The organism is Flexivirga endophytica (assembly GCF_014640635.1).
GTDB classification, from domain to species: domain Bacteria; phylum Actinomycetota; class Actinomycetes; order Actinomycetales; family Dermatophilaceae; genus Flexivirga; species Flexivirga endophytica.
Genome location: NZ_BMHI01000004.1, coordinates 529,183 through 555,850, shown reverse-complemented (window position 1 = coordinate 555,850; position 26,668 = coordinate 529,183). Strand labels below are relative to the sequence as shown.

31 protein-coding genes, 1 tRNA gene and 1 riboswitch are annotated in these 26,668 nt (G+C 67.9%); of the genes, 25 read left to right on the top strand and 7 right to left on the bottom strand.

From position 1 onward, the window contains the following. From IEX71_RS14690 to IEX71_RS14655, 8 genes are all read left to right on the top strand, one after another. Positions 1-894: a segregation and condensation protein A gene (locus IEX71_RS14690; RefSeq protein ID WP_373284634.1), complete on the top strand. Its 894-nt coding sequence runs from the start codon at positions 1-3 to the stop codon at positions 892-894. Then, the gene (gene scpB / locus IEX71_RS14685; RefSeq protein ID WP_229749744.1) at positions 887-1,645 is read left to right on the top strand and encodes an SMC-Scp complex subunit ScpB; all 759 of its coding nucleotides are present in this window, start codon (positions 887-889) and stop codon (positions 1,643-1,645) included. Before IEX71_RS14690 ends, scpB begins: the two co-directional genes overlap by 8 nt. Next, positions 1,642-2,568 carry a pseudouridine synthase gene (locus IEX71_RS14680; RefSeq protein ID WP_188837771.1) on the top strand — a complete coding sequence of 309 codons (927 nt, stop codon included), beginning with the start codon at positions 1,642-1,644 and terminating at the stop codon, positions 2,566-2,568. The genes scpB and IEX71_RS14680 overlap by 4 nt, the downstream gene beginning before the upstream one ends. Further along, positions 2,565-3,650, top strand: a complete 1,086-nt coding sequence (locus tag IEX71_RS14675) for a prephenate dehydrogenase (RefSeq protein ID WP_188837770.1) — start codon at positions 2,565-2,567, stop codon at positions 3,648-3,650. The genes IEX71_RS14680 and IEX71_RS14675 overlap by 4 nt, the downstream gene beginning before the upstream one ends. A 62-nt stretch (positions 3,651-3,712) precedes the next feature. Next, positions 3,713-4,414, top strand: coding sequence for a (d)CMP kinase (gene cmk, locus IEX71_RS14670; protein WP_188837769.1), 702 nt, complete (start codon positions 3,713-3,715; stop codon positions 4,412-4,414). Further along, positions 4,380-5,048, top strand: a complete 669-nt coding sequence (locus IEX71_RS14665; protein WP_188837768.1) for a lysophospholipid acyltransferase family protein — start codon at positions 4,380-4,382, stop codon at positions 5,046-5,048. Before cmk ends, IEX71_RS14665 begins: the two co-directional genes overlap by 35 nt. 33 nt (positions 5,049-5,081) lie before the next feature. After that, entirely contained in the window at positions 5,082-6,554 is a 1,473-nt protein-coding gene (der, locus tag IEX71_RS14660) for a ribosome biogenesis GTPase Der (protein WP_188837767.1), read from the top strand. Between the two features lie 67 nt (positions 6,555-6,621). After that, positions 6,622-6,695: transfer RNA gene (locus IEX71_RS14655), tRNA-Pro, on the top strand. Positions 6,696-6,801: 106 nt separating this feature from the next. On the opposite strand, the gene IEX71_RS14650 is transcribed toward IEX71_RS14655, so the two are convergent. Continuing rightward, positions 6,802-7,401: a DUF2231 domain-containing protein gene (locus IEX71_RS14650; RefSeq protein ID WP_188837766.1), complete on the bottom strand. Its 600-nt coding sequence runs from the start codon at positions 7,399-7,401 to the stop codon at positions 6,802-6,804. Between the two features lie 248 nt (positions 7,402-7,649). Between IEX71_RS14650 and IEX71_RS14645 the strand changes: the two genes are divergently transcribed. Together IEX71_RS14645 and IEX71_RS14640 are read left to right on the top strand one after the other, a co-directional pair. Further along, entirely contained in the window at positions 7,650-8,204 is a 555-nt protein-coding gene (locus tag IEX71_RS14645; RefSeq protein ID WP_188837765.1) for a dihydrofolate reductase family protein, read from the top strand. A 17-nt stretch (positions 8,205-8,221) separates the two neighbouring features. Continuing rightward, positions 8,222-8,824, top strand: coding sequence for a dihydrofolate reductase family protein (locus IEX71_RS14640; RefSeq protein ID WP_188837764.1), 603 nt, complete (start codon positions 8,222-8,224; stop codon positions 8,822-8,824). An 18-nt stretch (positions 8,825-8,842) separates the two neighbouring features. Here IEX71_RS14640 and aqpZ read toward each other — a convergent pair whose 3' ends face one another. Both aqpZ and IEX71_RS14630 read right to left on the bottom strand, forming a co-directional pair. Further along, positions 8,843-9,613 carry an aquaporin Z gene (aqpZ, locus tag IEX71_RS14635; RefSeq protein WP_188837763.1) on the bottom strand — a complete coding sequence of 257 codons (771 nt, stop codon included), beginning with the start codon at positions 9,611-9,613 and terminating at the stop codon, positions 8,843-8,845. A 139-nt stretch (positions 9,614-9,752) separates the two neighbouring features. Further along, a complete protein-coding gene (locus IEX71_RS14630) occupies positions 9,753-10,256 on the bottom strand; it encodes an HNH endonuclease (protein WP_229749743.1) in 504 nt (167 codons plus the stop codon). Positions 10,257-10,282: 26 nt separating this feature from the next. Here IEX71_RS14630 and IEX71_RS14625 point away from each other — a divergent pair, with 26 nt between their 5' ends. The 14 genes from IEX71_RS14625 (at position 10,283) to IEX71_RS14560 (ending at position 22,931) form a co-directional block, all read left to right on the top strand. Continuing rightward, on the top strand, positions 10,283-11,284 hold the full coding sequence (locus tag IEX71_RS14625) for a class II glutamine amidotransferase (protein ID WP_308420983.1): 1,002 nt from the start codon (positions 10,283-10,285) through the stop codon (positions 11,282-11,284). A gap of 13 nt (positions 11,285-11,297) precedes the next feature. Next, on the top strand, positions 11,298-12,113 hold the full coding sequence (gene fdhD / locus IEX71_RS14620; RefSeq protein ID WP_188837761.1) for a formate dehydrogenase accessory sulfurtransferase FdhD: 816 nt from the start codon (positions 11,298-11,300) through the stop codon (positions 12,111-12,113). 73 nt (positions 12,114-12,186) lie between these two features. Next, positions 12,187-12,777: a cardiolipin synthase ClsA gene (clsA, locus tag IEX71_RS14615; protein ID WP_188837760.1), complete on the top strand. Its 591-nt coding sequence runs from the start codon at positions 12,187-12,189 to the stop codon at positions 12,775-12,777. Beyond that, positions 12,774-13,688, top strand: a complete 915-nt coding sequence (locus IEX71_RS14610; protein WP_188837759.1) for a DUF881 domain-containing protein — start codon at positions 12,774-12,776, stop codon at positions 13,686-13,688. Before clsA ends, IEX71_RS14610 begins: the two co-directional genes overlap by 4 nt. Then, positions 13,685-14,017 (top strand): small basic family protein, encoded by a 333-nt coding sequence (locus IEX71_RS14605; RefSeq protein ID WP_171157714.1) that lies wholly within the window; start codon positions 13,685-13,687, stop codon positions 14,015-14,017. The genes IEX71_RS14610 and IEX71_RS14605 overlap by 4 nt, the downstream gene beginning before the upstream one ends. A 9-nt stretch (positions 14,018-14,026) precedes the next feature. Continuing rightward, on the top strand, positions 14,027-14,884 hold the full coding sequence (locus IEX71_RS14600; protein ID WP_188837758.1) for a DUF881 domain-containing protein: 858 nt from the start codon (positions 14,027-14,029) through the stop codon (positions 14,882-14,884). Positions 14,885-14,940: 56 nt separating this feature from the next. Beyond that, positions 14,941-15,330, top strand: a complete 390-nt coding sequence (gene gcvH / locus IEX71_RS14595) for a glycine cleavage system protein GcvH (RefSeq protein ID WP_188837757.1) — start codon at positions 14,941-14,943, stop codon at positions 15,328-15,330. A 53-nt stretch (positions 15,331-15,383) separates the two neighbouring features. Further along, complete coding sequence (locus tag IEX71_RS22735) at positions 15,384-15,884, top strand: FHA domain-containing protein (RefSeq protein WP_188837756.1); 501 nt, start codon at positions 15,384-15,386, stop codon at positions 15,882-15,884. Next, a complete protein-coding gene (gene ftsR, locus IEX71_RS14585) occupies positions 15,881-16,564 on the top strand; it encodes a transcriptional regulator FtsR (RefSeq protein WP_229749742.1) in 684 nt (227 codons plus the stop codon). The genes IEX71_RS22735 and ftsR overlap by 4 nt, the downstream gene beginning before the upstream one ends. Before the next feature lie 10 nt (positions 16,565-16,574). Continuing rightward, positions 16,575-17,063 carry a bifunctional nuclease family protein gene (locus IEX71_RS14580; RefSeq protein WP_188837755.1) on the top strand — a complete coding sequence of 163 codons (489 nt, stop codon included), beginning with the start codon at positions 16,575-16,577 and terminating at the stop codon, positions 17,061-17,063. 254 nt (positions 17,064-17,317) lie between these two features. Then, complete coding sequence (locus IEX71_RS14575; RefSeq protein ID WP_188837918.1) at positions 17,318-17,857, top strand: MerR family transcriptional regulator; 540 nt, start codon at positions 17,318-17,320, stop codon at positions 17,855-17,857. Positions 17,858-17,930: 73 nt separating this feature from the next. Next, positions 17,931-18,024: riboswitch (glycine riboswitch) on the top strand. A gap of 83 nt (positions 18,025-18,107) precedes the next feature. Next, a complete protein-coding gene (gene gcvP / locus IEX71_RS14570) occupies positions 18,108-20,975 on the top strand; it encodes an aminomethyl-transferring glycine dehydrogenase (RefSeq protein ID WP_188837754.1) in 2,868 nt (955 codons plus the stop codon). Between the two features lie 95 nt (positions 20,976-21,070). Continuing rightward, positions 21,071-22,261 carry a sensor histidine kinase gene (locus IEX71_RS14565; protein WP_188837753.1) on the top strand — a complete coding sequence of 397 codons (1,191 nt, stop codon included), beginning with the start codon at positions 21,071-21,073 and terminating at the stop codon, positions 22,259-22,261. Then, on the top strand, positions 22,245-22,931 hold the full coding sequence (locus IEX71_RS14560; protein WP_229749741.1) for a response regulator transcription factor: 687 nt from the start codon (positions 22,245-22,247) through the stop codon (positions 22,929-22,931). The genes IEX71_RS14565 and IEX71_RS14560 overlap by 17 nt, the downstream gene beginning before the upstream one ends. A 33-nt stretch (positions 22,932-22,964) precedes the next feature. Here the strand turns inward: IEX71_RS14560 and IEX71_RS14555 are convergent, their stop codons facing one another. After that, positions 22,965-23,513, bottom strand: a complete 549-nt coding sequence (locus tag IEX71_RS14555; protein WP_188837751.1) for a hypothetical protein — start codon at positions 23,511-23,513, stop codon at positions 22,965-22,967. 160 nt (positions 23,514-23,673) lie between these two features. Here IEX71_RS14555 and IEX71_RS14550 point away from each other — a divergent pair, with 160 nt between their 5' ends. Further along, positions 23,674-24,270, top strand: a complete 597-nt coding sequence (locus tag IEX71_RS14550) for a SagB/ThcOx family dehydrogenase (RefSeq protein WP_188837750.1) — start codon at positions 23,674-23,676, stop codon at positions 24,268-24,270. An 11-nt stretch (positions 24,271-24,281) separates the two neighbouring features. Here IEX71_RS14550 and IEX71_RS14545 read toward each other — a convergent pair whose 3' ends face one another. From IEX71_RS14545 to IEX71_RS14535, 3 genes are all read right to left on the bottom strand, one after another. Continuing rightward, complete coding sequence (locus IEX71_RS14545; protein ID WP_188837749.1) at positions 24,282-24,881, bottom strand: histidine phosphatase family protein; 600 nt, start codon at positions 24,879-24,881, stop codon at positions 24,282-24,284. A 2-nt stretch (positions 24,882-24,883) separates the two neighbouring features. After that, the gene (locus tag IEX71_RS14540) at positions 24,884-26,134 is read right to left on the bottom strand and encodes a pyridoxal phosphate-dependent aminotransferase (protein WP_188837748.1); all 1,251 of its coding nucleotides are present in this window, start codon (positions 26,132-26,134) and stop codon (positions 24,884-24,886) included. Between the two features lie 81 nt (positions 26,135-26,215). Continuing rightward, positions 26,216-26,626: a glyoxalase superfamily protein gene (locus tag IEX71_RS14535; protein WP_188837747.1), complete on the bottom strand. Its 411-nt coding sequence runs from the start codon at positions 26,624-26,626 to the stop codon at positions 26,216-26,218. Positions 26,627-26,668 lie beyond the last annotated feature (42 nt).

Genomic DNA, 26,668 nt, shown 5'->3' with positions numbered 1-26,668 from the left:
GTGCTCACCCGGCGGGCCGCCTCGGCGCCGTTCGAGGTGCACCTGGACGTGTTCTCCGGGCCGTTCGAGCTCCTGCTCGGGCTGATCTCGAAGCACAAGCTGGACGTCACCGAAATCGCGCTGGCCAAGGTCACCGACGAGTTCGTCGCGCACATCCGGCACGCGCAGGAGCAGAAGGCCGACTGGGACCTGGGACAGGCGTCGGAGTTCGTGCTCATCGCCGCGACCCTGCTGGACATCAAGGCGTCCCGTCTGCTGCCGGACCTGCGGGCCGACGACGACGACGACCTTGCCCTCATCGAGGCCCGTGACCTGCTGTTCGCGAGGCTGTTGCAGTACCGGGCGTTCAAGGAGGTCTCGGTCGCGTTCGCCGACCGGATGGCATCAGCAGGTCGGATGACCGCCCGGCAGGCCGGTCTGGAGGAGCGCTTCGCAAAGCTGCTGCCCGAGCTGATCATCAACGTCACACCCGACCAGCTGGCCCGGATCGCGGCGCACGCGATGACCCCGCGGCCCGAGCCGACGGTCGGGCTGACGCACCTGCACGCTCCGGCGGTGAGCGTGCGTGAGCAGGCCGCGATCGTGATCGCCGAGCTGCGCGACCGCCGGCAGGCGAGCTTCCGGTCACTCGTCGCCGACGCCGACTCGACGCTGGTGATCGTGGCGCGTTTCCTGGCGCTGCTCGAGCTCTACAAGGAGGCAGCGGTGACCATGGAGCAGCCCGAGGCGTTGGGGGAGCTGGTCGTGCACTGGACCGGAGACGACCGGGCGCCCGTCGAGGTGAGTGCGGAGTTCGACGAGCTCGACAACGACCAGGCGACCGCACCGACGACGGACGAGACGGACGCGGATGCCGACACCAGCGACAATGGCAAGGAGGACGGCGATGACTGACGACCGATCGAACGACGAATCGGTGGGTGACCGAGCAATGAGCGACGAAGCAACCAGCGACGAAGCAGTGAGCGACGAGGACTCGACGACGGCTGCAGCAGCCGAGGCCGAGCCCATCGAGGAGCCCATCGAGGAGCCCATCGAGGAGCCCATCGAGGAGGCCATCGAGGAGGCGCCGCCGTTCGACGTGCGCACGATGCCCGGGGGCGCGCGCAGTGCCATCGAGGCGGTGCTGATGGTGGTCGATCAGCCGGTGACCGCGAACGAACTCGCCACCGCACTGGAGCTTCCGGAGCACGAGGTCGCCGAGGCGATCGAGGACCTCGAGCGCGGATACGCCGAGCAACACAGGGGATTCGCCCTGCGCTGCATCAACGAGGGGTGGCGGGTCTACAGCAGACCCGACTACGCCCCCGCGGTGGAGAAGTTCCTGCTCGACGGCCAGCAGGCCAAACTCACCCAGGCGTCCCTCGAGACTCTTGCGGTCATCGCCTATCGGCAACCGATCTCCCGATCGCGCATCAGCGCGGTCCGTGGTGTCAACGTGGACGGCGTGGTTCGCACCTTGCTGACCCGTGGCCTCATCACGGAGATCGGATCCGAGGGCGAACAGGGTGCGATGCTCTACGGCACCACCCCATATTTCCTGCAGCGACTCGGGCTCAGCTCGCTCGACGAACTGCCGGCACTGGCGCCATACCTGCCGGACGCAGATGTGGTGGACGAACTCATTGCGCAGGGGCACGGATGACAGGCAACAAGCGAAACAATCAGTCAGGCAATCAGTCGGGCGGCGGGTCTCGCGGTCGCGGGCACCGTGGCCAGAGCGGCCGAGGCGGTGGCGCGGGACGTAGCGGCGGCGCCGGGCGTCCGGCACGCACGCGTCCCGGCGGTCAGCGTCCGCAGCAGCCGGTGGCGCCCTCGGCGCCATACGTCGACGTGCACAACCCGGACGGTGTGCGGCTGCAGAAGCTGCTCGCCGCGGCCGGTGTGGGCAGTCGGCGGGTGTGCGAGGACCTGATCCGGCAGGGTCGGGTGTCGGTCGACGGCCAGAAGGTCCAGGAGCTCGGTGTCCGCATCGACCCCGTGGGGCAGACGGTGCACGTCGACGGCGAGCGCATCCAACTGGACGAGTCGCGCGTTTATCTGGCGTTCAACAAGCCGCTCGGCGTGGTGTCGACGATGAACGACGAGATGGGTCGCCCGTCGGTCGGTGAGTATGTCGAGCAACGCAAAGAACGTCTCTTCCACGTCGGCCGCCTCGACGTCGACACGGAGGGGCTGCTGCTGCTGACCAACGACGGTGAGCTCGCCAACCGACTGCAGCACCCGTCGTACGGCGTCCCGAAGACGTATGTCGCGATGATCCCCGGTCCGGTGCCGCGCGCGCTGGGCAAGCAACTGCGCGACGGCGTCGAACTCGAGGATGGCAAGGTCGCGGTGGACTCCTTCAAGGTCGTGGACTCCAAGCCTGGTTGGGCATTGGTCGAGGTCGTCCTGCACGAGGGCCGCAAGCACATCGTGCGCCGTCTGCTGGAGGCCGTCGGTCACCCCGTGGAGTCGCTGTCCCGCACCGATGTCGGTCCGGTGCACCTGGGCGAACTGCGTCCCGGCAAGATGCGCCCGCTGACCCGCCAGGAGGTCGCGGGACTCTACAAGGCAGCCGGCCTGTGACGGTAGTCCGCGTCGTCGGCACCGGCCTGATCGGCACCTCTATCGGTCTTGCTTTGTCCCACAAGGGTTTTCGCGTGTTACTGAGTGACCCGTCGCCGACGGCGCAGGCGCTGGCGGCGGACCTGGGAGCGGGTGCGGTCGATGACACGACCGCAGCCGATCTCGTCTTCGTCGCGGCTCCGCCGGACGTGGCCGCACGCGTCGTCGCCGATCAGTTGCGACAGTGGCCCGACGCCGTCGTCGCCGACGTCGCATCGGTGAAGCAGCGCGTCGCCGATCAGATCCGCGGCCTGGTCGACACCGACCAACTGCGCCGGTATGTCGGCTCCCACCCGATGGCCGGTCGTGAGCGGTCCGGCGCGGTCGCCGCCCAGGCGGATCTGTTCGAAGGACGTACCTGGGTGGTGTGCCCGCAGGACGGCACGGACCCGGCTGCTGTCGGCCTCGTGCAGCAGGTGGCGCACGATGCAGGCGCAGCGGTCGTCACCATGCCGGCGGACGAGCACGACGCCGCCGTCGCTGTCGTCTCGCACTTGCCGCAGCTTGCGGCCTCCGTCGTCGCGGCACAGCTGCGTGACCTCCCTGACGAGGCGATCGCGTTGTCCGGTGGGGGAATTCGCGACGTCACCCGCATCGCCGAGAGTGACCCGATGCTGTGGACCCAGATCCTCGCCGGCAATGCGTCGTCGGTGACACCGGTGCTGCAGCGCGTCGTCGCACAGCTCGACGCGGTCGCGCGCTCGCTCGGTCAGCTCGCCGCGGACGACGCGGCGGCGTCGGGCAGTCGCGGCGAGGTCGCACGACTGATCTCGGACGGTCAGCTCGGGCATGCCCGGATCCCCGGCAAGCACGGCGCCGCGCCGGCGACATACGCCACGGTGATCGTGCCGATTCCCGACGAGCCGGGAGCGTTCGCCAGACTGTTCAACGACGTGGGCGACGCCGGGATCAACCTGGAAGATCTGCGGATGGAGCACGGCGTCGGCGCGCCGGTCGGTCTCGTGGAGTTGTCCGTGCTGCCGGCCGCGGTCGATCGGTTGCGAGTTGTGTTGGAGGACAAGGGATGGAGTGTGCATGAGTGAGCGCAGCGAGCGACCAAAGGACTCAGAATGAATGGCGGTACCCGACGAAGGAGGGGACCGGCATGAGTAAGGCGCTGGTCATTGCGATCGACGGCCCGTCCGGGACCGGCAAGTCTAGTGTGTCCAAGGCCGTGGCGTCGCGGCTCGGCGTGAGTTACCTGGACACCGGTGCAATGTATCGCGCGCTGGCCTGGTCCTGTGTCGATGCGCAGATCGACCTGGACGACGCCGCGGCGGTCGCCGAGCACTGCCGGACCTTCGACCTGCGGATGGGCATGGACCCGACCGCGCCGTCGGTCGGCGTGGGCGACCGGCTCATCGACGCGGAGATCCGCGAGGACGCCGTCACGTCGGTCGTCTCGAAGGTCGCCACCAACCTTGATGTGCGGGCGAATCTGAAGCAACGCCAACGTGATCTGATCGCCGACGGTGCCGCCAGGACTGGTGGGTGCGTCGCCGAGGGCCGCGACATCACGACCGTCGTCGCTCCCGACGCGCCGGTCCGCATTCTGATGACGGCCAGCGAGGAGGCCCGCATGTCCCGTCGGTCCAGGCAGCTAAAGGTCGCCGCGGAGTCGACCCGGGCACAGATCGTCGACCGTGATCGCACCGATTCGACCGTCTCGCAGTTCACCACGGCTGCCGACGGCGTGGTCACCGTCGACACGTCACACATCAACTTCCGCCAGTCGGTCGACGCGGTGCTCCAGGTGGTGCAGGAGGTCATCGATGGCGACCCGGGCCTATCGACCTCGGCTGGCTGACAGCTGTCGCCGATTCGGTGTCGGTCTCGCGCACGTGCTGTATGGCGTGAAGACGCTGCACGGCGAGCGGGTTCCGAAGGACGGGCCGATCATCGTTGTGTCCAACCACGTCGGATTCCTCGACGGGCCACTGGTTTTCATCCTCACGCCGCGGCCGCTGCGGTTCCTGGTCAAGCGCAGCTACTTCTCCTCGGTGTGGGGTGTGTTCCTGCGTGCGACGGGTCAGATCCCGATCGACCAGAACAGCGCCGACCGCGAGGCGCTGACCGCTGCGCGAGAGGTGCTGAGCTCGGGAGGAGGCCTCGGGATCTTCCCCGAGGGGACGCGTGGTTCCGGCACCGTGCAGACGGCACAGCGCGGTGCGGCATTCCTGGCCCAGGCGACCGGAGCGAAGTTGGTGCCCGTTGCCGTGCTCGGAACAAAGGGCGCGGGCGGGCGCGACTCGTGGCCCAAGCTGCGTGCGCCGTTGCGCGTCGTGGTCGGCCACCCGTTCACCCTGCAGAAGCACCGAGGCGTCCCGGGACGGGAGCGGCTGGGGCTGGCGACCGAGGAGTTGCGCAGCCGGTTGGCCTCGCACGTCGACGAGGCGAGCCGTGAGACCGGACTCACCCTGCCGATGGCGCCTCCCGAATAACGGAAACCGGCCGCCGTCAGGGATGATGGGGGAATGTCTGATTCCTTTTCCGACGAAGGCCCCGCCGAGACCCCCGACGAGTCCGTCGAGCGGGCGCTTCGTGTCGGCCTGAACGACTTCGAGCTCAGCGACGCCGATCGCGCGCTGCTCGAGGCAGACGGCGCCCTGGGGGACGAGTCGACCGATGGCGCGGCACGTCCGGTGGTCGCCATCATCGGGCGACCCAACGTCGGCAAGTCGACACTGGTCAACCGCGTGCTGGGCCGACGAGAGGCCGTCGTGGAGGACGTGCCCGGTGTGACGCGTGACCGCGTCGCCTACGACGCCGAATGGTCCGGTCGTGACTTCACGCTCGTGGACACCGGCGGGTGGGAGGTCGACGCCAGCGGCATACACCTGCGGGTGGCGGAGCAGGCCGAGGTCGCGATCGAGCTCGCCGACGCGGTGCTGTTCGTCGTGGACGCCAAGGTCGGCGCCACCGACACCGACGAGGCGGTTGTGAAGCTATTGCGTCGCTCCAAGAAGCCCGTCGTGCTGGTGGCCAACAAGGTCGACGACCAGAAGACCGAGCTCGAGGCAGCGACCCTGTGGTCGCTCGGTCTCGGGCAGCCCTGGCCCATCTCCGCACTGCACGGACGCGGGACCGGTGACGCCCTGGATGCATTGCTCGACGTGCTGCCGGAGAAGTCCGCCGTTTCGGCATACGGGCGCGGTGGTCCGCGTCGTGTCGCGCTTGTCGGGCGGCCCAACGTCGGCAAGTCGTCGCTGCTCAACAAGTTGGCGGGGGAGGACCGTGTCGTCGTCGACAACGTCGCCGGTACGACGCGTGACCCGGTCGACGAGTTGATCGAACTCGGCGGCAAGACATGGCGATTCGTTGACACGGCAGGTATTCGCCGCCGGGTGCACCTGACCCGTGGGGCCGACTTCTACGCCTCGCTGCGCACCCAGGCAGCCATCGAGAAGGCCGAGGTCGCGGTCGTGCTGATCGACGCCGAGGACAGCATCGCCGAGCAGGACGTGCGCGTCGTGCAGCAGGTCGTCGACGCCGGTCGCGCCCTGGTCCTGGCATTCAACAAGTGGGACCTGCTGGACGAGGAGCGACGCCACTACCTGGAGCGCGAGATCGAGCGCGATCTCGGTCAGGTGGCATGGGCGCCCAGGGCGAACATCTCGGCTGTGACCGGGCGGCACGTCGACCGGTTGGTGCCCGGTTTGGAGGTCGCCCTCGACTCGTGGGACCAGCGCGTGCCGACCGGCCGGCTGAACTCCTTCCTCGGCGAGGTCGTCGCCGGACACCCACACCCGGTGCGGGGTGGCAAGCAGCCGCGCATCCTCTTCGCGACCCAGGCCTCGACCCGGCCGCCGCGTTTCGTCGTTTTCGCCTCGGGTTTCATCGAGGCCGGTTACCGCCGCTTCCTGGAGCGCCGCCTGCGCGAGCAGTTCGGCTTCGAAGGCAGTCCGATCGAGCTGTCGGTGCGCGTTCGCGAGAAGCGACGTCGCTGACGCCCGCATCCGATTGGGTCGCAGGGCATCTCGTGCGATATCGTTTCGGTCGCCCCGCGAGGGGCATCGGGATGTGGCGCAGCTTGGTAGCGCACCTGACTGGGGGTCAGGGGGTCGCAGGTTCAAATCCTGTCATCCCGACATAGCGAAAACCGCCGACTTGTCGGCGGTTTTCGCATGTCGGGGGACACGATGCTGGGAGCGCGTGCCCGGCCCGACGCAGGAGGACCGGCACGCGCGGTTCCTGTCATCCCCAGCTGTCATCCCCGCCGTTCCTCCCGACCTTGGGGGTAGCCTCGTCGAAAGCGGGGTGCCGGCTGCCGACCTTGCGCCCTTGCGCCAAGTGGCCGCCCAGGTAACCACCGACCGTCGAGATGGCGGCGCCGGCGACCGCAAGTCGGACACCCGTGCCATGTCGTCCGCGGCGGCGCGCAAGCCACGAGGCAGCGTAGACGCTGATGGCGACGCCGTTGGCAGCCGCGTGAACCAGGCCCACTCGCTTTGCGGCAGGTCCCGCGAGCGACCACTCCGCCCATCCTGTCCAGGCGGTGGGCCCGGCAGCGAGCAGCCCTGCGCCGACCAGCCGCTGGGCCGCAGCCGATGAGTCCCGCCCTCCGGTGAGGTCGAGCAGGCTTGCGGACGTCCACGTACCGAGTGCGATGTCGGTCAGCACGGGGTGAAGGCTGTGGCCGAGGAGGTCACCGCGGAGCACGGAACCTCGCACCCCTGTGCCGAAGATGTTTCGGATCCCGGGCTCGAGTGCGCGCACGGGTGCGTCGAGTGCTTGCGACTCCTCGAGTTGCAGGGTCCAGCGGACCAACAGTGGTGCTTTCCGGGGCGTGTTCATGGGCTACCTCCTTGCAGAGTCGGAGGCCGCAGGTGTATCCCCGGGCCCATGTCAAGCGTTGCCCCTCCGTGGGCTCTGGTCAACGCACTCGGCGTCGTTCGGGGCCGCGGAGCAGGGGCGCGCGGACCTACCACGGGCGGCGCTTCGGTTCCTGTCGATCCGCAGAGGATGTCGAATCGGAGGACAGTCGTTCGTGGAAGGGGTGGAGGCCGCTCGAAAGAAGCGGCGAACACACGGAGAGGTTCACCATGCGCGAAGTCATGTTGTACATGTCGATGTCGCTGGACGGATTCGTCGGCAGTCAGCGAGAACACCCGGGGATGTCGGTGCCCGAAGGTGACGAGTTGAAGCAGTGGAAACTGGACCGCGTCCGTCGGGCGGGCGCCCACCTCATGGGTCGCGTCACCTATCAAGAGATGGCGTCGTACTGGCCGCACTCGCACGACGCGTACGCCGCACCGATGAACGACATACCCAAGGTCGTGTTCGCAAAAGCGCTCGACGACGCAGACGCGACCTGGCCCGAAACGCGGGTCGCACGAGGCGATCTGACGACCGAGATCGCCGCGATCAAGGACGAACCGGGTGCGGACGTGATCGTCTGGGGTGGTGGTCGGTTGGCGGGCGCGCTGGCAGCGGCGGACCTGATCGACGAATATCGCCTGCTGGTCCAGCCATTGATCCTTGGCCGCGGCCAGGCGCTGTTCGACCAGCTGCCGGAGTCGCGGCTTCTGGACCTTGTTGAGTCCACTCCGTTCCCCAGTGGCGTGGTCGTCCAGACCTACCGGCCGAAGCACGACTGAGAAGGAGCCGACTGAACATGGGCATCGTGCAAGCGCAGGCGATCATGTCTCTCGACGGGTATGTCGCCAAACAGGACAACACCATCGGCCGATTGTTCGACTGGCTGCAGAACGGCTCCGTGGCGCTCAGGGCCCCGGCCGGCGACTTCACCGTGCATCTCTCACCAGCGAGCACGGAGCACTGGCAGAAGTGGGTGTTGTCGCTGGGCGCACTCGTGTGTGGTCGGACGCTGTTCGAGGTCACGAATGGCTGGGACGGCCGGCACTCCCTGGGCGTCCCGGTTGTCGTCGTGACGCACCGGATCCCGCAGGAATGGGTCGATGCCCACCCGGACGCACCGTTCCACTTCGTCACTGCGGGCGTGGCGGCGGCGATCGCGCGGGCCCGGGAGCTCGCTGGCGATGCAGATGTCTCCGTCACTGGGGGCACCATCGCCCGGCAGTGTCTGGACCTCGGTCTGCTCGACGAGATCGCCATTGATCTGGTGCCGGTGGTGATGGGCGCGGGTAATCGCCCCTTCTTCGGCGAGCTCTCGTCGCAAGACGTCCTGCTGGACAACCCGACGGTCTGCATCCAGGGCGATCGCGTCACCCACCTGGTGTTTCCCGTATCCCGCTGACGGCACGGCGACAACGACTCAGGCGTTCGCGCCGACCGACTCGGTCTCGCCCTCGATGTCGACACCTGCACGCTTCTCCTGCGTGATCAGGCCGTATGTCGCACCGGCGATCGCGGCGCCGATGATCGGCGCGACCCAGAAGAGCCACAGCTGCGCGGGCGCACCGTCACCATTGAAGAACGCCACAGCGGTCGAGCGCGCCGGGTTCACCGAGGTGTTGGTGATCGGGATGCCGACCAGGTGGATGATCGTCAGCCCGAGGCCGATCGCAAGCGGTGCGAAGCCGACCGGAGCGCGACCGTCGGTCGCGCCCAGGATGATGTAGAGGAAGAACGCGGTCAGGATGATCTCCGCCAGGAAGCACGCCGCGAGCGAGTAGCCGCCGGGGGAGTGGTCGCCATACCCGTTGGCGGCCATGTTGCCGGTCGCGTCGAAACCGCTCTGTCCCTTGGCGATCGCGAACAGCGCCGCGCCGGCGATCAGGCCGGCGACGACCTGGGTGACGACATACGGCAGCACATCCTTCCAGTCGAACCGCTTGCCGACGGCGCAGCCGATCGTGACCGCCGGATTGAAGTGTCCGCCGGAGACATGGCCCACCGCGTAGGCCATCGTCAGGACGGTCAGGCCGAACGCGAGCGCGACTCCCAAGTAGCCGATGCCGACGGGGAACTTGTCGTCCGAGACGGCCTTCGCGGCGAAGATCGCACTTCCGCAGCCGCCGAAGACCAACCAGAACGTTCCCAGAGCCTCCGCGCCGAGTCGTGCGGACAATCGAGGTGTTTGCATGACGCTCCTCCGTGTCACATGAAGTTGTTGCATTCATCTGGCAACAACAACCCTTTCAGGGCTGCGGCACGAATGGTTCGTTCGCGCACGGCGCGTCCAGTTGTTCTTCAGCACTTCCTCAGGCGGTCACGTACGACGTCTACCAGGCGAGGTCCTCGCGGGTCGGCACGAAGGGCTGCCAGAGCAGTTCCATGCCAGCCTCTTCGGGGGTGAGGTCGGCCTTGCGCTGGTTGCACGGTTCACACGCCGCCACCGCGTTGTCCCAGGTGGTGCCGCCGCCACGGGACTTCGGCACGACGTGGTCCATGGTCGTCGCGACCGGCTGCCCGCAGTAGGCACACTGGCCGTGGTCGCGCTTGAGGACACCCGCCTGGCTGTATGTCGGCACACCCCGGGAGAACTGCTCCCAGGTGATCTTCACGCTCGCCTCGGTGAGCTTCAGGCCGCCGCGCCTGGCGTAGGCCCACGTCATCTTCACGTAGCGCACCAGTCGCAGAACGGTCGGCATTGGGAAGGGGCCGAAGGTCTCCTCGGGGTGCGACTCCTCGACCGTGGCGACGCCACGCCACAGCATGTTCATGGCGTGCTTGACCGACACGGTGTGCAGCGGCTCGTAGCCCGCATTCAGCACCAGAACAGACACGTCGGACCTCCTTCCATCACCAAGGAATGGTCACCGTGATCACCGGCCGTCGCACCCCATTATCGGTGAACATCAGCAATATTCGGCACAGGCATGGGGAAGTTGGCGCGTTCGCGGCCCACCCCATGGCCCTCGCGGGCCCGGTCGAGCGCATGATGGGGGGAGCAGCTGTGCCGCCTCGGGGCGGCGGAACGGAGGGTCCCATGTGTCGCTTGCTCGGTTGGTCGTCCGATCGTCCCGTGACGGTCGCGGAAGTGCTCGGGGCGCCGGCCCTGGATCGGCTGCGTGAGCTCGCCGCCGTCCACGCACACGGCTGCGGAATGGCCTGGTATGCCGAGGGCGACGACCGCTTGCATGCCCATCGGTCGACACTGGCAGCCGGCGACGACGGCGACTTCGAGCAGTTCGTGCACGAGGCACCGACCCGTCGCGGCCTGCTGCACCTGCGGCTGGCGACGCCCGGCCTCGGGCTGGACGTCACCGACACGCACCCCTTCGTGGCCGGCGGCATGGCGTTCGCCCACAACGGTGCGATCTTTCCCCAGGACAAGATCGACCTGCTGCTTCCGCCGGGTGCGGCCGAGCCGGAAGGCAGCACCGACAGTGAGCGCTACTTCGCCCGGCTGCGCAGCAACATCGGTCGCAAGGAGGGCGGTGCCGCGGTCGCCCGCGCCGCAGGTCGCGTGCTCTCCCGGGTTCGCTGGCACGGAATGTCGGCCGCCAGCCTCAACGCGTTGCTGCTGACGCCGCGCGAGCTGCACCTGATCAGCCTGCACGACCCCGAGGCGGAGCCCGCCGAGGTCCAGGTGTGGCCGGCCGATTACGCGACCCATCCGCCATACCTCGACCTGAGCATGTTGCAGCGCGACGGTCTGAGCGTGGTGGCCTCCAGCGGCATCCTGCGCGAGGAGACCGGCGTCAGCCGTGTCGACGCCGCGTCGGTCGTCACCATGGATGATCATGGGGGAGTGGCCCGGGTCAGCCAGATCCCCCAACGCATCACCGCTCCGCTGCGGCAGAGCGCTTGAGAGCCTCCGTCCCATGGGCCGAATAACCAGCAGACACAAGGTCGTTCGCATCGACCTCGACCACGGGGTGAGCACTCGCGTGGAGGTTGCAGCGGTCGAGGAGCCGCTCGAGATCCGGGTCGACGACGAGGTGCTGACGGTCACGATGCGCACCGCCGGCCACGACATCGAGTTGGCGCACGGACTGCTGCAGGCCGAAGGCATCGTCCGGTCCCGCGACGACGTGCTCATCGCCCGCTACTGCGCCGACACCGAGAACATGAACGTGCTTCAGCTGCAGTTGCGCAACGGCGGCGGCGTCCCCGCGACGGCTCAGCGCAGCCTCATCTCGCACGGCGGTTGCGGACTGTGCGGCAAGACCAGCATCGACGCCATCACCGATTCACCGGCGTATGACGAAGCAGTCGCCACGTCCACGCTGCGCGTCCCGGCAGAGCGCATCGCAGAACTGCCCGACCTGCTGCGCAAGGGGCAGGTCGTCTTCGACAAGACCGGCGGCGTGCATGCGGCGGGACTCTTCGGTCTCGAGGGAGAGGCGCTCGTCATACGGGAGGACATCGGCAGGCACAACGCGGTGGACAAGGTGACCGGTTGGGCGTTGCTGGAGGATCAACCGACGCGCGACACTGTGGCGATGGTCTCCTCGCGCGCCTCCTTCGAGATCGTGCAGAAGGTCGCGATGGCCAGCATACCCGTCCTGGCGTGTGTGTCCGCGCCGTCCAGCCTGGCGATCGAGGCCGCCGACCGGCTGGGCGTCACTCTCATCGCCTACACCCGTGGCCGGCGGATGACCGTGTGCAGCCATCCGGATCGCGTCCTCCTGCCGTAACGATCCGGTCCGTCGACGGAGCGACACGGGGCGGCGCCTCTCACTGGAGGTCAGCACCACTTAGCCTTGAGCCGTGACTGACTCGTTGCCGCTGCGCCGGCAGATCTGGACGGTGCCGAACCTGCTGTCCATGGGCCGGCTCGTCGGTGTTCCGATCTTCCTGTGGCTGATGTTCACCGACCACCGGCTGTGGGCGTTCTGGTTGCTCGTGGTGTCCGGGGTGACCGACTACCTGGACGGCAAGATCGCCCGCAAGTTCGGTCTCGTCACCCGACTCGGCCAGCTGCTGGACCCGGCCGCGGACCGTCTCTACATCCTGTCGACGATCTTCGCCCTGGCGTGGAAGGACATCATCCCGTGGTGGCTGGTCGCGGCGCTGCTGCTTCGCGAGGTGATGGTCTTCGCGCTCGGCCCGACCCTGCGCAAGCACCGGCTGCCGATCCCGCCGGTCCACTTCATCGGCAAGGCCGCCACGTTCTGCCTCATCTACGGCTTCCCGCTGGTTCTGCTGGGCAGCCTCGACAACACCTGGGGTGACGTCGCCCGGCCGATCGGCTGGTCGTTCGTCTGGTGGGGCACAGTCCTCTACTGGCTGGCCGGCGTCATGTATGTCGGACAGGTGCGCGAGATGGTCCAACGAGCCCGGGCCACGGTCACCCCATGACAGGCGCCGAACCCCGCGGCCCGACGACCGGTCGCAGCACCGACCCGGCGCAGTCGATGTCGCTGATCAACAACCTGATGCGAGCTCCGCTCGACCCGGGATACGAAGCCGCCGCACGCAAGCGGAAGTCCGCCGGCAAACCGGCCTCGGTGGGCCTGCGGTCACCGCTGCTCATCGTGACTCTGGTGGTGATCGGGCTGAGCCTGGCCGTGGCCGCGCACGCCCTGCGGCTGCCGCAAGCAGCGTCGGAGAAGCGGCGCACCGAGCTGATCAACAGCATCAACGACCGACAACACACCATTGATGCGGACACTCGCACGATCAACGCGACGCAGGAGGAGATCAACAAGCTGCAGGCCACTGCGCTGCGCCGGCAGAACGATCCCTCGCTCGAAGGTCGGCTGAAGGCACTCGAACTCACCACCGGCGCGGCCGCGGCGCACGGTCCCGGCCTGGTGCTGACCGTCGATGACGCGCCCGACGCCGGCACCGATGCCCAGGGCAACCCGCGCACCGACAGCTCGGACACGGAGCGTCTCACGTCGACCGACCTGCAGATCATCGTCAACGGACTGTGGGCCGCCGGCGCCGAGGCCATCTCGATCAACGGACAACGGCTGACCAGTGAAACCGCGATCCGGTTCGCTGGTCAGGCGATCCTCGTCAATTTCCGGGCGCTGCAACCGCCATACGGCATCTCGGTCATCGGTGGACCGAAGGTCGCCGACAACTTCAGGAACAATTCCGGTGGCGCCTACCTGCGCGAGCTCGTCGGCACCTACAACATCCGGGAGAAGCTCACCGACAGCAAATCCGTCAGCGTGCCGGCCGCGCCCCTGCCCGGGCTCAGCCACGCACGTGCTCCGTCCGCTGCGACGTCCCCGTCGCGCAGTCCCGAAGGAGGGTCATGATCCCGGCCATCGGCCTCGTCGTCGGTCTCGTCGTGGGCATCGTCCTGCACCCGGACGTGCCACTGTCCCTGCAGCCTTACCTGCCCATCGCGGTGATCGCGGCGCTCGACGCGGTCTTCGGCGCGGTCCGCGCCGTGCTGGACGGGATCTTCGACGACAAGGTCTTCGTCGTGTCGTTCCTGTCCAACGTCGTGGTGGCCGCGCTGATCGTCTACCTCGGTGACCAGCTCGGTGTCGGATCGCAGCTGTCCACGGGCGTCGTCGTCGTTCTCGGGGTCCGCATCTTCAGCAACGTCGCCGCCATCCGCCGACACCTCTTCCACGCGTAGCGGGCCGTTATGAGCAGCGACGAGACACCGCCCGTCGGTCCTGAGCCGGACCCCAAGGCCGACGACGAGGTGGATGCCAAGCCCGATCCCACGACCGGCCACGAGTTCGACGCCGAGCCCACGACGCCCCATGCACCCGAGGACGACCAGGTCCGCACGGGATGGTCGCGTCTGTGGCGCGCCGCCCGCCCTCGCCTGACCCGTGCGAACGGCTACATCACGGTGCTGGCGGCGCTGCTGGGCTTTGCGATGGTGGCGCAGGTCCAGGAGACCAGGTCCTCCGGTCTGGAGAATCTGCGCCAGGAGGATCTGGTCGCGCTGCTCGACGGCGTCAACCAGCAGTCCCTCAAGCTGAGCAAGGAAGCCGATCGGCTCACCCGGACCAAGAGCCAGTTGGAGACCTCCGGTGGTGACGAGGCTGCCCTGAAGGCTGCGACCGAGCGCCTGCGGACCCTCGGCATCCTCGCCGGGACCCTGCCGGCGACCGGGCCCGGCATACGCATCACCATCGGCGACCCGAAGCACGTGGTGAAGCCCAGTGACGTGCTGAACGCTGTGGAGGAGTTGCGCGATGCTGGCGCGGAGGCGATCCAGCTGAACTCCGTGCGGATCGTCGCCGACAGTTATTTCGGCACCGCGGGCGGGGACCGGTTGATGGCCGACGGGACGTCGGTCGGGGCGCCATACGTCATCACCGCGATCGGCGATCCACACACGATGTCGACCGCAATGGCGATTCCCGGAGGCGTCGTCGAGTCGCTGAAGCAGATGGGTGCAAAGCCGTCCGTGAAGTCCGCCGCGCGGGTTGACGTGACTGCGTTGCGGGCGGCGAGCACGCCTCGTTACGCTCAGCCCAGTAGTTCGTGACCGGCGCGACAGCGCAGTCCGGTCCAGTCCGATCCGATTCGTGTCCAAGGAGACTCATGAGCGACCTCGAATACCCCGCAGACCTGCGTTACACCGCGGACCACGAGTGGGTAAAGGAGCAGAGTGAGGACGTGGTGCGCATCGGCATCTCCGCTTTCGCGCAGGACGCACTGGGCGACGTCGTCTACGTCAGCCTCCCGACCGTCGGTGACACGGTCGCCGCCGGCGACGCCTGCGGCGAGGTCGAGTCGACCAAGTCGGTGAGCGACCTCTACGCTCCGCTGGCCGGCGAGGTCACCGCGATCAACGACCAGCTGGACGGGACGCCCGAGCTGGTCAACAACGACCCCTACGGCGAGGGCTGGATGTACGAGCTGAAGCTGTCGGACGCTTCGGCACTCGCCGGACTGCAGGATGTGGAAGCGTACAAAGCGTCGCTCGCCTGAGCGTACGATCAGATTTCCGACAATCCGCCGCCCCCGACCCTGAGGTTGATTCGATGACCAACGACGACAGCGACTTCGCGCCGGGTGATGCCGAGCGACGCGATGCCGCAGCCGAGCCGCCACATGAGGGCGGGGGCGACGCCACCGCGCGCTTCTCCGCCGTCCCCGGGGACGAGGCGGTCGCGGAACGACCCAGCAGCACCGACATCCGGCTGTCCGGGTCGGACCAGGCGACGATCGACGCGCTGCGACCGGGGACAGCCCTGTTGCTGTCATTGCGTGGACCCAACTCGGGGGCCCGCTTCCTGCTGGACGACGCCGAGGTGAGCGTCGGCCGGCACCCGAGCAGCGACATCTTCCTCGACGACGTGACCGTTTCGCGTCGGCACGCAGTCTTCCGGCGCACTGACGCCGGTTACGCCGTGACGGACGTCGGTTCGCTCAACGGCACCTACGTCAACGGTGAGCTGGTCGACTCCCACGACCTGGCGACCGGTGACGAGGTCATGGTCGGCAAATTCCGTCTCGTCTTCTACGGCGCACCGACGTCGTGACCGACCGGTCACCCGGCCTGTCCATCGGCGCGGTGCTGACCCGGTTGCAGGAGGAGTTCCCCGATCTCACCTTGTCGAAGGTGCGGTTTCTCGACGCGCAGGGACTGGTCTCTCCCGAACGGTCCTCGTCGGGGTATCGGCGGTATGCCGAACGCGACGTCGAGCGGCTGAGGTTCGTGCTGCGTTGCCAGCGGGACAAGTATTGGCCGCTGAAGGTCATCGCCGAAGCTCTGGACGCCTACGAACGCGGTCTGCGTCCGAGCGAGCAGAGCGACGGCCCCCAACCGCCCTCTCCCGCAGTGGATCCCGCACTCGCCGCGGCGCAGGAACCCGAGGAACGATCAGATGCCGAGGTGCAACTGACCCGGGCCGAGCTGCAACGTGCCACGGGCCTCGACACCCGGGCACTGGCAGATCTGGAGTCCTTCGGCCTGGTCCACACGGACGACCGGGACCTCTACAGCGGTCGCGATCTGCAGGTCGCCCACGCTGCGGCGACGTTGCTCTCGTATGGCATCGAGGCCAGGCATCTGCGACCGTTCCGGCTCGCTGCCGAACGCGAGGTCGCACTCGTGCAGGGCCTGACGGGTATGTCGCACGAGGTGGATGCCGAGGAGTTGGTGCGTCAATGCCTCGAGCTACATCTCGCACTGGTGCGGGCCGACCTCTCACGGGGGTAGCGTGGTGCCTGTGAAACAGGTGGAAGTGATGGGCGTACGGGTCGAGATGCCGACCAACAAGCCGATCCTGTTGTTACGGGAAGTGGACGGCGAGCGTTACGTCCCGATCTGGATCGGCGCACCCGAGGCGACGGCGATCGCTTATGCGCAGCAGGGTGTCACGCCGCCGCGGCCACTCACCCACGATCTGCTCGTCGATGTCCTCACCGGGCTCGGGCATCAGTTGTCCAGCGTGGTCATCACCCGGATGGAGGACGGCATCTTCTACGCCGAGCTGGTCATCGACGGCGACCGACGTATCAGTGCCCGGTCGTCGGACGCGGTGGCTGTCGCGCTGCGCGCGAAGGTGCCGGTGTTCGTCGACGAGGACGTGCTGGCCGAGGTCGGCGTCGACGTCCCGGTCGAAGAAGAGGACGAAGTCGAGCGTTTCCGCGAGTTTCTGGACAACGTGTCGGCCGAGGACTTCGAAGTTGGCGACGAGGGTTCGGAAGAGTCATGAACCCATATGTAAACCTTGACTTTAAGGTTAAGGTCAGAAAGGCGATCGCGACACGCGCGGCGGTCGTTGATTCCGCGGATGGCTCGCCATACGTTTGCGGAGCATCACGCGCTAGTTCGGGCTTGGTGCTTCCAAGCCGCCGCAGTGCCGTCAGCAGAACAAAACTTCGCGGTGCCTGTTGAAAATCGTTGGAGGATCTCGTGGTCAGCAAGGGTGAAGCACAGCGCAGTGCGAAGTCGAATGCGCCCGCGCCGATGCAGGAGGCTCTGTTCACGCAGGACCTGCCGGAGGAGATGACCGATCAGGTCGGCTACCGCGGACCGGCCGTCTGCCGCGCGGCGGGCGTGACCTACCGGCAGCTCGACTACTGGGCCCGCACCGGCCTGCTCGAGCCGTCGGTGCGCAACCCCACCGGGTCCGGCCACCAGCGCCTCTACAGCTTCCGGGACATCCTGGTCGTCAAAGTCATCAAGCGACTGCTGGACACCGGAGTCTCGCTGCAGCAGATCCGCGTGGCCGTCACCGTGCTGCGTGAGCACGGGGTCGCCGAGCTGGCCGGCATCACGCTGATGTCCGACGGCGCCAGCGTCTACGAGTGCACCTCCGACGACCAGGTCATCGACCTGCTCCGTGGCGGCCAGGGCGTCTTCGGGATCGCACTCGGCTCGGTCTGGCGCGAGGTCGAGGGCTCGCTGTCGGAGATGCCGGGCGAGCGGGCCGAGGACGAGACCCCTGCCGCGCACCCCGGCGACGAGTTGCGGGAGCGGCGCGTTCGGCGCAACGCCGCCGGCTGACCGGCCACCCACGCTCCATCACATCGGCACCCGCGAGCTTGATTGCCCGCGGGTGCTAAATTATTGGTGCTTACGACACCGGGCGGGAGAGTTCCGCCATACGTGGGTCGGACGCCGAAGGGGCAACTTCCTCAGAACCTCTCAGGCGCCAGGACCGCCCGGCCGAGGCAGCTCTGAAGGCACCGCTGGGTGACGACAGTTGGGGACACTGTCATCAGTCACGCACGACCCCGACCTAAGGTGCCGCCACATGAGTGCTGTCGAGTTGCCCGACTTCCCCTTCCGCCACATCGGCCCGACCGACGACGACATGTCGTCGATGCTGGGCCTGCTCGGCTACTCCACGATGGAGGACCTGCTCGCCAAGGCGGTCCCCGGCGGGATCCGCGCCGGGGAGGCGCTTGCTGTCGAGGCCGCGCCGTCCGAGCCCGCGGTGATCGAGGAACTGCGTGCCAAGGCCGACCGCAACCAGGTGCTCACCTCGATGATCGGGTTGGGCTACTACGGCACGCACACGCCGGCCGTCGTACGACGCAACATCCTGGAGAACCCGGCCTGGTACACCGCCTACACGCCATACCAGCCGGAGATCTCCCAGGGGCGCCTCGAGGCGCTGCTCAACTTCCAGACGGTCATCTCCGACCTGACCGGACTGCCGACCGCCGGCTCGTCCCTCCTGGACGAAGCGACCGCGGTGGCCGAGGCGATGACCTTGATGCGCCGCGGCTCGAAGGCCGCCAAGGACGCCGTGCTGTTGCTCGACGCCCAGCTGATGCCCCAGTCCATCGCCGTCGTGCAGACCCGCGCGGCAGCCCTGGACATCGACGTCGTGGTGACGGACCTGCGGTCCGTGGGCGACGCGGACGCGCTGCGAGCCGCGGCGGGGGAGCGCGACGTCTTCGGGGTGGTGGTCCAGTACCCCGGCGCCGACGGTGTCATCCACGACTGGCGTGCGCTGGCCGCGGCCGCCCACGAGGGCAAGGCGCTGGTCACTGTCGCCGCCGACTTGCTCGCGCTGACCGTCCTCACCTCGCCCGCCGAGCTGGGCGCCGACGTCGCGGTCGGCACCAGCCAGCGGTTCGGCGTGCCGATGGGCTTCGGTGGTCCGCACGCCGGCTACCTGAGCGTCCGCACGGGCCTCGAGCGCACCATGCCCGGCCGGCTCGTCGGGGTCAGCGTCGACGCGGACGGTGCTCCGGCATACCGCTTGGCGCTGCAGACCCGTGAGCAGCACATCCGCCGCGAGAAGGCCACGTCCAACATCTGCACCGCCCAGGTGCTGCTGGCCGTGATGGCATCGATGTACGCCGTCTGGCACGGCCCGGACGGCCTGCGCCGTATCGCCGGCGAGGTGCACGGCAAGGCCGTCGGTCTGGCCGAGGCGCTGACCGGTGGCGGCGTGGAGCTCGTCAGCGACAGCTACTTCGACACGGTGACCGCTGTCCTGCCCGGACGTGCGGACGCGGTCGTCGAGGCCGCGCTGGAGCGAGGCATCAATGTATGGCGCGTCGACAGCGACCACGTCTCGGTCAGCGTCGACGAGACGACGACCGACGAACAGCTCGCCGGCGTGGCCGCTGCGTTCGGTGTCAACGCGCCGGTGCCCTCCGACGGCGGTCTCAGCTGGGACGCGAGCCTGGTCCGGACCGACGAGATCCTGACCCACCCGGTCTTCAGCGCGCACCACAGCGAGACGGCGATGCTGCGTTACCTGCGCACGCTCGCCGACCGCGACTACGCGCTCGACCGCGGCATGATCCCGCTGGGCTCCTGCACGATGAAGCTCAACGCGACCACCGAGATGGAGTCGATCACCTGGCCGGAGTTCGCCAACCTGCACCCGTTCGCGCCGTCCGAGCAGACCGTCGGCATCCGTGAGTTGATCACCGACCTGGAGGAGTGGCTGTGCGAGATCACCGGCTACGACTCGGTGTCGCTGCAGCCCAACGCCGGCTCGCAGGGCGAGCTCGCCGGTCTGCTCGCTATCCGCGGCTACCACCAGGCACGTGGTGAGTCAGCCCGCAACGTCTGCCTGATCCCCGCGTCGGCGCACGGCACCAACGCGGCGTCGGCGGTCATGGCCGGCATGAAGGTCGTCGTAGTCAAGACCGCACCGACCGGCGAGATCGACATGGAGGATCTCAAGGGCAAGCTCAAGGAGCACGGTGAGGATCTGGCCGCGATCATGGTCACCTACCCGTCGACGCACGGCGTCTTCGAGGACACCATCTCCGAGCTCTGCTCGCTGGTGCACGAGGCCGGCGGTCAGGTCTATGTCGACGGCGCCAACCTCAATGCGCTGATCGGCCTCGCCCGTCCGGGCAAGTTCGGTGGCGACGTGTCGCACCTCAACTTGCACAAGACGTTCTGCATCCCGCACGGCGGCGGCGGCCCCGGTGTCGGCCCGATCGGCGTGCGCGAGCACCTCGCGCCATACCTGCCATCGCACCCGAACGCCCCGGAGCTGACGGGGGAGACCGGTCCGGTGTCGGCAGCGCCATACGGCTCGGCCTCGATCCTGCCGATCTCGTGGGCCTACGTGCGCCTGATGGGTGGCGCGGGTCTCGCGAAGGCGACGGAGGCGGCGATCCTGTCCGCCAATTACGTTGCCAAGCGGCTCGGTTCGCACTTCCCGGTGCTGTATGCCGGTGAGGGTGACCTGGTCGCACACGAGTGCATCCTGGATCTGCGTGGCCTGACCAAGGAGTCGGGCGTCACCGTCGACGACGTCGCCAAGCGACTGATCGACTACGGCTTCCACGCGCCGACGATGTCCTTCCCGGTGGCCGGCACGCTGATGGTCGAGCCGACCGAGAGCGAGTCGCTGGAGGAGCTGGACCGCTTCTGCGATGCGATGATCGCCATCCGTGCGGAGATCCAGGATGTGATGGACGGCAACGTGAGCGCCGAGGAGTCGGCACTGCGGCACGCACCGCACACCGCTGAGTCGCTGACCGTGGACGACTGGGATCACCCCTACTCCCGACGCGACGCCGTCTACCCGGCCGGGGTCGACCCGATGCGGAAGTACTGGGCACCGGTCCGACGCATCGACGGCGCCTACGGCGACCGCAACCTGATCTGCTCCTGCCCGGCGCCGGAGGCGTTCGAGGACTGAGGCCGACATCGTGCGGGGCCCGCCGGGAGTTGACCTTCCGGCGGGCCCTGGCACGTCGGGACGCGTGTCAGGGACCGGGGTGCCAGAATCGTCGAGTGCTGAAGCGGTTGCGACGAGAGCTCGAATCGTCCGATGACGACGTGCTGTCGGGCAGCTGGATCGACCTCTTCGACGAACGCGTACAGCCACTGCTCGCCGCACTGTTCGTCACGCTCAGCTTCCTGACCCTGCGGCCCATCGGCGGGCATACAGTGCTGACCTACGCGCTGGTCGCCCTGTGCGGAGCACTTGCCTTCGTGCGGTTGCTGCCGGACCGATTGCTGAGTCTGTGGCCGAGGTTCGCGGTCAGTGTCGCCTTCGGTGTCACTGCGGGTATGGCGTTCGGAGCATCCGGGTGGTGCGTGTCGCTCGCCTTCGTGGCGTGCAGTCATTTCGGTGCGCGCTGGCCTACCCGGGTCGCGGTCTGCCTCACCGTGATGACCGTGGTGACCGCGATGATCTGCAACCCGGCTGCCGGATCCGACGCGTGGGAGTGGTACGTCGTCATGCTCGTCGGCCTGACGGTCCTGCCCGGCCTGGCGTCGCAGAGCCGGAAGCGCACCCTGCGGCTGAGCGCCCGCTTGGTCGAGCAGACGATGCTGACGGCGGAGTCCGACGCCCGGGCGAGTGCCTTGGCGGAACGCACCCGGATCGCCCGCGACATCCACGACGTGCTGGCGCACTCTCTGTCGGGGGTCAGCCTGCAGCTGGATCTCGCGGATGCGCAGCTCGAAGCAGGCTGTGCGGACGACGGTCGCGCGACGGTGCAGACCGCTCGCGGCCTGGTGGTGGACGGACTGGACGAGGCCCGTCGTGCGGTCCGCGCACTGCGGGAGGGCACCATTGATCTGCGGTCGACGCTGGACCGCATGGTGCAACCGGGGGAGGAGTTCGACTTCTCGGACGCGGTCGGTGATGTCGATTCCAGGATCGGGCAGGAGATGGTGCGGATCGTTCAGGAGGCACTGACGAACGCCCGCCGCCACGCGCACGGGGCGAAGGTGCGGGTGACGGTCGGGCGTGTCGGCGACGAGTTGACCGCCGAGGTGGTCAACGGCCGTGGTGAGGAGATCGCAGCCGGTGCCGGCAGCGGGTTGGGCCTCGTCGGCATACGGGAGCGGGTCGACCTGCTCGGCGGAAGCTGCTCGATCGGACCGGTCGGTGAGGGATCGTATGCCGGCGGCTGGCAGGTTGCGGTGCGGTTGCCGATGCAGAACAACAATGACAGGGGTGCGAGTGTCCGCTGAGGACAAGCAGATTCGAGTGGTCGTCGCTGATGACCAGACGGTTGTTCGGGAGTCGGTGGCCGCGATGCTGGACCTCTACGACGACATCTCGGTCGTGGGGACCGCCGCCGACGGGGACCAAGCGGTGGCCACCGCGATCGCGGAGCGTGCCCTGGTGGTGCTGATGGACCTGAACATGCCCGGTGTCGACGGGGCCGAGGCGACCAGCCGGCTGAGCCGGCGCGCACCGGACGTGAACGTGCTGATCCTGACGACGTATGGCGACGACGAGTCGATCATGCGCGCACTCGACGCCGGTGCTCGCGGTTACCTGACCAAGGACGCCGGGCGTGCGGACATCGCGGCCGCCATCCGGACGGTGGCCGGTGGACAGGCGGTGCTCGATCAGAAGGTGCAGCAGCAGCTGGTCCGCGCCGCGATGCAGCGGGCCGAGCTGCCGGCCGGCGCGCAGGCGGCACCACCGGCGGGTCTCACACCGCGTGAGCAGGAAGTGCTGACCCTGATCGCGTCTGGCATGAGCAACCGGGACATCGCCGGCCACCTCTTCGTGAGCGAAGGCACCGTCAAGACGCACATCAACAATCTCTTCGCGAAGGCCGGCGTTCGGGATCGGGCGGCCGCGGTGACCTTCGCGTTCCAGCACGGGCTCGGCCCGACCGACGCCGCCTGAGAGGGAGTGCATCCTCGATCCGGTGGGGAGTAGTCAGACCGCGACCGACTGCTTGGCCTCCGCCACGGTCGACCCGGCTTGCGGCAGCTGACCGGCGCGCACCGCGTTGGCGGCGATCCGGACGACCACCATGGCCAGCGCCCAGATCACGAAGAACGGTGCGATCGAGCTCTCGTGCAGCTGGTGGTTCATCATGAACGTGCCCAGGTGCTCCCGGAAGCCCAGGTCGTGCTCGGCCTCCCACACGAACGCCAGCCGGGCCGCGACGACCGCGAGCCAGGTGGCGGCGAAGCCGACACCACACACGGTCATCACCCTGCCGGTGCGCACGTCCCGCTCGATGCCGGTGAAGACCGTGGCGACGACGCCGCACACGACACCGATGCCGAGTCCCGCGGCATACAGCCACAGTTCGGAGCGGTCGGTCGGCATACCACGCAGGTAGAAGAAGCCGACACCCACGATCGCGGCGAGCGGCCGGATCAGCGAGTGCAGGGTGAACGCTCGCCGGCCGTAACCGGTGGCGAGGACCATTGTGGCGATGCCGCCGCTGATGAGGAGTGCCTGCTGGAAGTCCGACATGATGTTGCCCTTCTGGATGCGGTGTTCGGCTTGTTGACTCCAGCATCCGGTTTCGCGGCGCCGTGCGGATCTGCCCGTGGACGGAGACCGGGTGGAGATCGGGTGGAGACGATCTCCACCCTCGACGTGCACCGGTATGGCGGCGTCGTAGCCTGCTCGAATGGCTTCCACGACAGGGCACGGCCTGCAGGATCTGCTCGCGGGACGGTTGTCCGTGAAGTCCTACGTGGAGCGCGGGCTGACTGGGGAGACCCTGATGTCAGCACTGGGGAGCGTGGCGGGCACGACAGCGAACGGGCATCGGACGGCACCTTCGGCTCGGGAGTCGTACCCGATTGCGGTGACAGTGGTCGCAGCTCGGGTGGACGGCGTCGAGGCGGGTGGCTACCGCTACGACAGCGGTTCACACGCCCTGGAGCCGGTGACGTCCGGCGACCTACGCGCGAAGTTGGCGTCCGCGACCCTGGATGCGGGTTGGGTCACGAAGTGCCCGGCGTTGCTGCTCTTGTCAGCCGATTTGCGTGCTGCCAGAACGCGTTTCACTGATCAGCCGCCCGAGCACGGTGAGCGGTTCGTATGGCTCGAGGCCGGATGTATGGCGCAGAACGCCTACCTCTGGGCAGCCGACCAAGGGCTGGGGACCGTGCTGATCGCCGGGTTGGACGAGGTGCGGGCGGAGCAGGTCACGAGCGGGTTGATCCCGGCCGGCCACGACCTCCTGGCGATCCTGCCGCTGGGTTCTCGGGCCGAGGACTGATCCAGGGTTCGTCAGTCGGGGTCCGACCAGCCGGTGAGTCGCCAGCCGTCGCCGCGCAGCTCGGTCTCGGCGAACGCACAATTGGCGAATTGCTTTGGCCTGACACCGGGTTCGAAGGTCATCAGATTGCGTATGGCGATCGTGAGGATGCCGCCGTGCGCCACGACGAGCACCGTCTCTCCTGGATGCGCGTCTGCGATGTCCTGGAGCACGGAGTTCGCGCGGGCGATGACTTCGTCAGCCGTCTCGCCGCCGGGTACGCGCAACGAGAGGTCGTCGTCCAGCCAGCGCGCGAACGTCTCGGCGAAAGGGTCGGTGTCGCGTTCGACGGCGTAGTGGTCGCCGACAGCGAACTCCTGCAGACCGACGCGCGTCGTCACGTCGACGCCGAGCCTCGCGGCCGCTATCTCGGCGGTCTGGACTGCACGTGCCATGGTGCTTGCGTAGATCTGCGCGACGCGGCGCCCGTGCAGCCGGTCGGCCAGCGAACGTGCCTGGGCTCGCCCTTCGCGCGTCAGTGAGCCGCCTTCGTCGGACCAGGTCGTCGCCTCGTATGCCGCCTGACCGTGCCTGGCCAGCAACACCGTCGCGGGGCAGTGCAGCATCGACATCGCTAGCGGTGGTCCTGCGTCGTGGTGACGAGAGCTCCCGCGCGAACGGCGTTGAGGTAATTGGCGATCCGGCCGATGGCCTCGGTGAGCACATCGACGTCCGGCAGCGTCACGAGGCGGAAGTGATCGGGTTCGAACCAGTTGAAGCCGGTGCCGTGGGTGACCAGGATCTTCTCGGCACGCAGCAGCTCGATGACGAACTCCTGGTCGTCCTCGATCGGGTAGACGTCGGGGTCGAGACGCGGGAAGCAATAGAGCGCACCGCGCGGCTTGACGCAGCTGACGCCCGGGATCTCGTTGAGCAGTCGCCACGCGGTCATCGACTGCTCGTAGAAGCGACCGCCCGGGCCGATCAGCTCGTTGATCGACTGATAGCCGCCGAGCGCGGTTTGGATCGCGTGCTGTCCGGGCACGTTGGCACACATGCGCATGTTGGCCAGCAGCGTCAGGCCCTCGAGGAAGTCGGCAGCCAGATGCTTCGGTCCGGAGATCATCAGCCACCCGGCACGGTAACCGCAGGACCGGTAGGCCTTCGACAAGCCGCTGAAGGTCAGGCACAGCACGTCGTCGCCGGCGAACGTGGCCGCGTGGTGGTGCACCGCGTCCTCGAAGAGGATCTTCTCGTAGATCTCGTCGACCATCAGCACGAGGTCGCGGCGGCGGGCGATGTCGACCAGGCCGCGCACGGTCTCCTCGGAGTAGACCGCACCAGTCGGGTTGTTCGGGTTGATCACGACGAGCGCGTGTGTGTTGTCGGTGATCTTGGCCTCGATGTCCGCGAGGTCAGGATTCCAGTCGTTGGCCTCGTCGCACCGGTAGTGCACCGGTGTGCCGCCGGCCAGGGAGACAGCACCCGTCCACAGCGGGTAGTCCGGCGCCGGGATGAGGATCTCGTTGCCGTCGTCGACGAACGCCTGCAGCACCATGCTGATCAGCTCGGAGACGCCGTTGCCGATGAAGACGTCCTCGACGGTGGTGTCGGTCAAGCCGTGCGACTGGTAGTAGTGGGCGACCGCGGTGCGTGCGGAGTAGATGCCGCGGCTGTCGCTGTATCCCTGCGACTGCGGCAGGTTGTGGATCATGTCGCGCAACACTGCATCCGGGGCCTCGAAGCCGAACGGCGCGGTGTTGCCGATGTTGAGCTTCAGGATGCGATGGCCCTGGGCCTCGAGCTTCTCGGCTTCCACGAGGATCGGACCACGCACGTCATACCGGACGTCCTGGAGCTTCTTGGACTGTTTGATGGGCCGCACCCGTCAAGTTTCCCACGGGTAGCCGGCCCGCCGCCTGAGTGTCCGCGGCGTGGCCCGCTCATCTCCGGTGGCCGGCGCCTGTCAATGCGCGCCGGGCGCCTTCCGGTTGCCGTCGCTGTCGAAGGCGTATGCCGGGAGCTGCTGCAGCACCAGCTGGTTGCCGTCGGGATCGGTCACGTAGACGAACCGTCCCCACGGCTGCTCGTCGACCGGGCCGAGCTCGACGCCCTTGGCGGAAAGTTCGTCGTGGGCGGCGTCGGCGTCCTCGATCACGAACATCACGCCTTGCTGAGAGCCGGGCTGCATGTGCACCACACCCTCACCCATGACGATCGAGCAGGCCGATCCCGGAGGAGTCAGCTGCACGAATCGGATCTCCGGCGTGGGTCGCTGGTCGAAGTCGGCGTGGAACCCGAGTTGGTCGGTGTAGAAGGCCTTCGCGCGGTCCACGTCGGCGACGGGCATCGGCACAATTTCGAGCTTGAAATCCATGGCTGGTCCTCACAGTTCGGTGATCGCTCGGTTCGAAGCACT

What these genes read in the sequence shown, in the direction of transcription:
- scpB (WP_229749744.1), top strand. Translation starts at nt 887, where the DNA reads ATGACTGACGACCGATCGAACGACGAATCGGTGGGTGACCGAGCAATG.
- IEX71_RS14680 (WP_188837771.1), top strand. Translation starts at nt 1,642, where the DNA reads ATGACAGGCAACAAGCGAAACAATCAGTCAGGCAATCAGTCGGGCGGC.
- cmk (WP_188837769.1), top strand. Translation starts at nt 3,713, where the DNA reads ATGAGTAAGGCGCTGGTCATTGCGATCGACGGCCCGTCCGGGACCGGC.
- IEX71_RS14665 (WP_188837768.1), top strand. Translation starts at nt 4,380, where the DNA reads ATGGCGACCCGGGCCTATCGACCTCGGCTGGCTGACAGCTGTCGCCGA.
- der (WP_188837767.1), top strand. Translation starts at nt 5,082, where the DNA reads ATGTCTGATTCCTTTTCCGACGAAGGCCCCGCCGAGACCCCCGACGAG.
- IEX71_RS14650 (WP_188837766.1), bottom strand. Translation starts at nt 7,401, where the DNA reads ATGAACACGCCCCGGAAAGCACCACTGTTGGTCCGCTGGACCCTGCAA.
- IEX71_RS14645 (WP_188837765.1), top strand. Translation starts at nt 7,650, where the DNA reads ATGCGCGAAGTCATGTTGTACATGTCGATGTCGCTGGACGGATTCGTC.
- IEX71_RS14640 (WP_188837764.1), top strand. Translation starts at nt 8,222, where the DNA reads ATGGGCATCGTGCAAGCGCAGGCGATCATGTCTCTCGACGGGTATGTC.
- aqpZ (WP_188837763.1), bottom strand. Translation starts at nt 9,613, where the DNA reads ATGCAAACACCTCGATTGTCCGCACGACTCGGCGCGGAGGCTCTGGGA.
- IEX71_RS14625 (WP_308420983.1), top strand. Translation starts at nt 10,283, where the DNA reads ATGGTCACCGTGATCACCGGCCGTCGCACCCCATTATCGGTGAACATC.
- fdhD (WP_188837761.1), top strand. Translation starts at nt 11,298, where the DNA reads ATGGGCCGAATAACCAGCAGACACAAGGTCGTTCGCATCGACCTCGAC.
- IEX71_RS14610 (WP_188837759.1), top strand. Translation starts at nt 12,774, where the DNA reads ATGACAGGCGCCGAACCCCGCGGCCCGACGACCGGTCGCAGCACCGAC.
- IEX71_RS14605 (WP_171157714.1), top strand. Translation starts at nt 13,685, where the DNA reads ATGATCCCGGCCATCGGCCTCGTCGTCGGTCTCGTCGTGGGCATCGTC.
- IEX71_RS14600 (WP_188837758.1), top strand. Translation starts at nt 14,027, where the DNA reads ATGAGCAGCGACGAGACACCGCCCGTCGGTCCTGAGCCGGACCCCAAG.
- gcvH (WP_188837757.1), top strand. Translation starts at nt 14,941, where the DNA reads ATGAGCGACCTCGAATACCCCGCAGACCTGCGTTACACCGCGGACCAC.
- IEX71_RS22735 (WP_188837756.1), top strand. Translation starts at nt 15,384, where the DNA reads ATGACCAACGACGACAGCGACTTCGCGCCGGGTGATGCCGAGCGACGC.
- IEX71_RS14575 (WP_188837918.1), top strand. Translation starts at nt 17,318, where the DNA reads ATGCAGGAGGCTCTGTTCACGCAGGACCTGCCGGAGGAGATGACCGAT.
- gcvP (WP_188837754.1), top strand. Translation starts at nt 18,108, where the DNA reads ATGAGTGCTGTCGAGTTGCCCGACTTCCCCTTCCGCCACATCGGCCCG.
- IEX71_RS14555 (WP_188837751.1), bottom strand. Translation starts at nt 23,513, where the DNA reads ATGTCGGACTTCCAGCAGGCACTCCTCATCAGCGGCGGCATCGCCACA.
- IEX71_RS14550 (WP_188837750.1), top strand. Translation starts at nt 23,674, where the DNA reads ATGGCTTCCACGACAGGGCACGGCCTGCAGGATCTGCTCGCGGGACGG.
- IEX71_RS14545 (WP_188837749.1), bottom strand. Translation starts at nt 24,881, where the DNA reads ATGTCGATGCTGCACTGCCCCGCGACGGTGTTGCTGGCCAGGCACGGT.
- IEX71_RS14535 (WP_188837747.1), bottom strand. Translation starts at nt 26,626, where the DNA reads ATGGATTTCAAGCTCGAAATTGTGCCGATGCCCGTCGCCGACGTGGAC.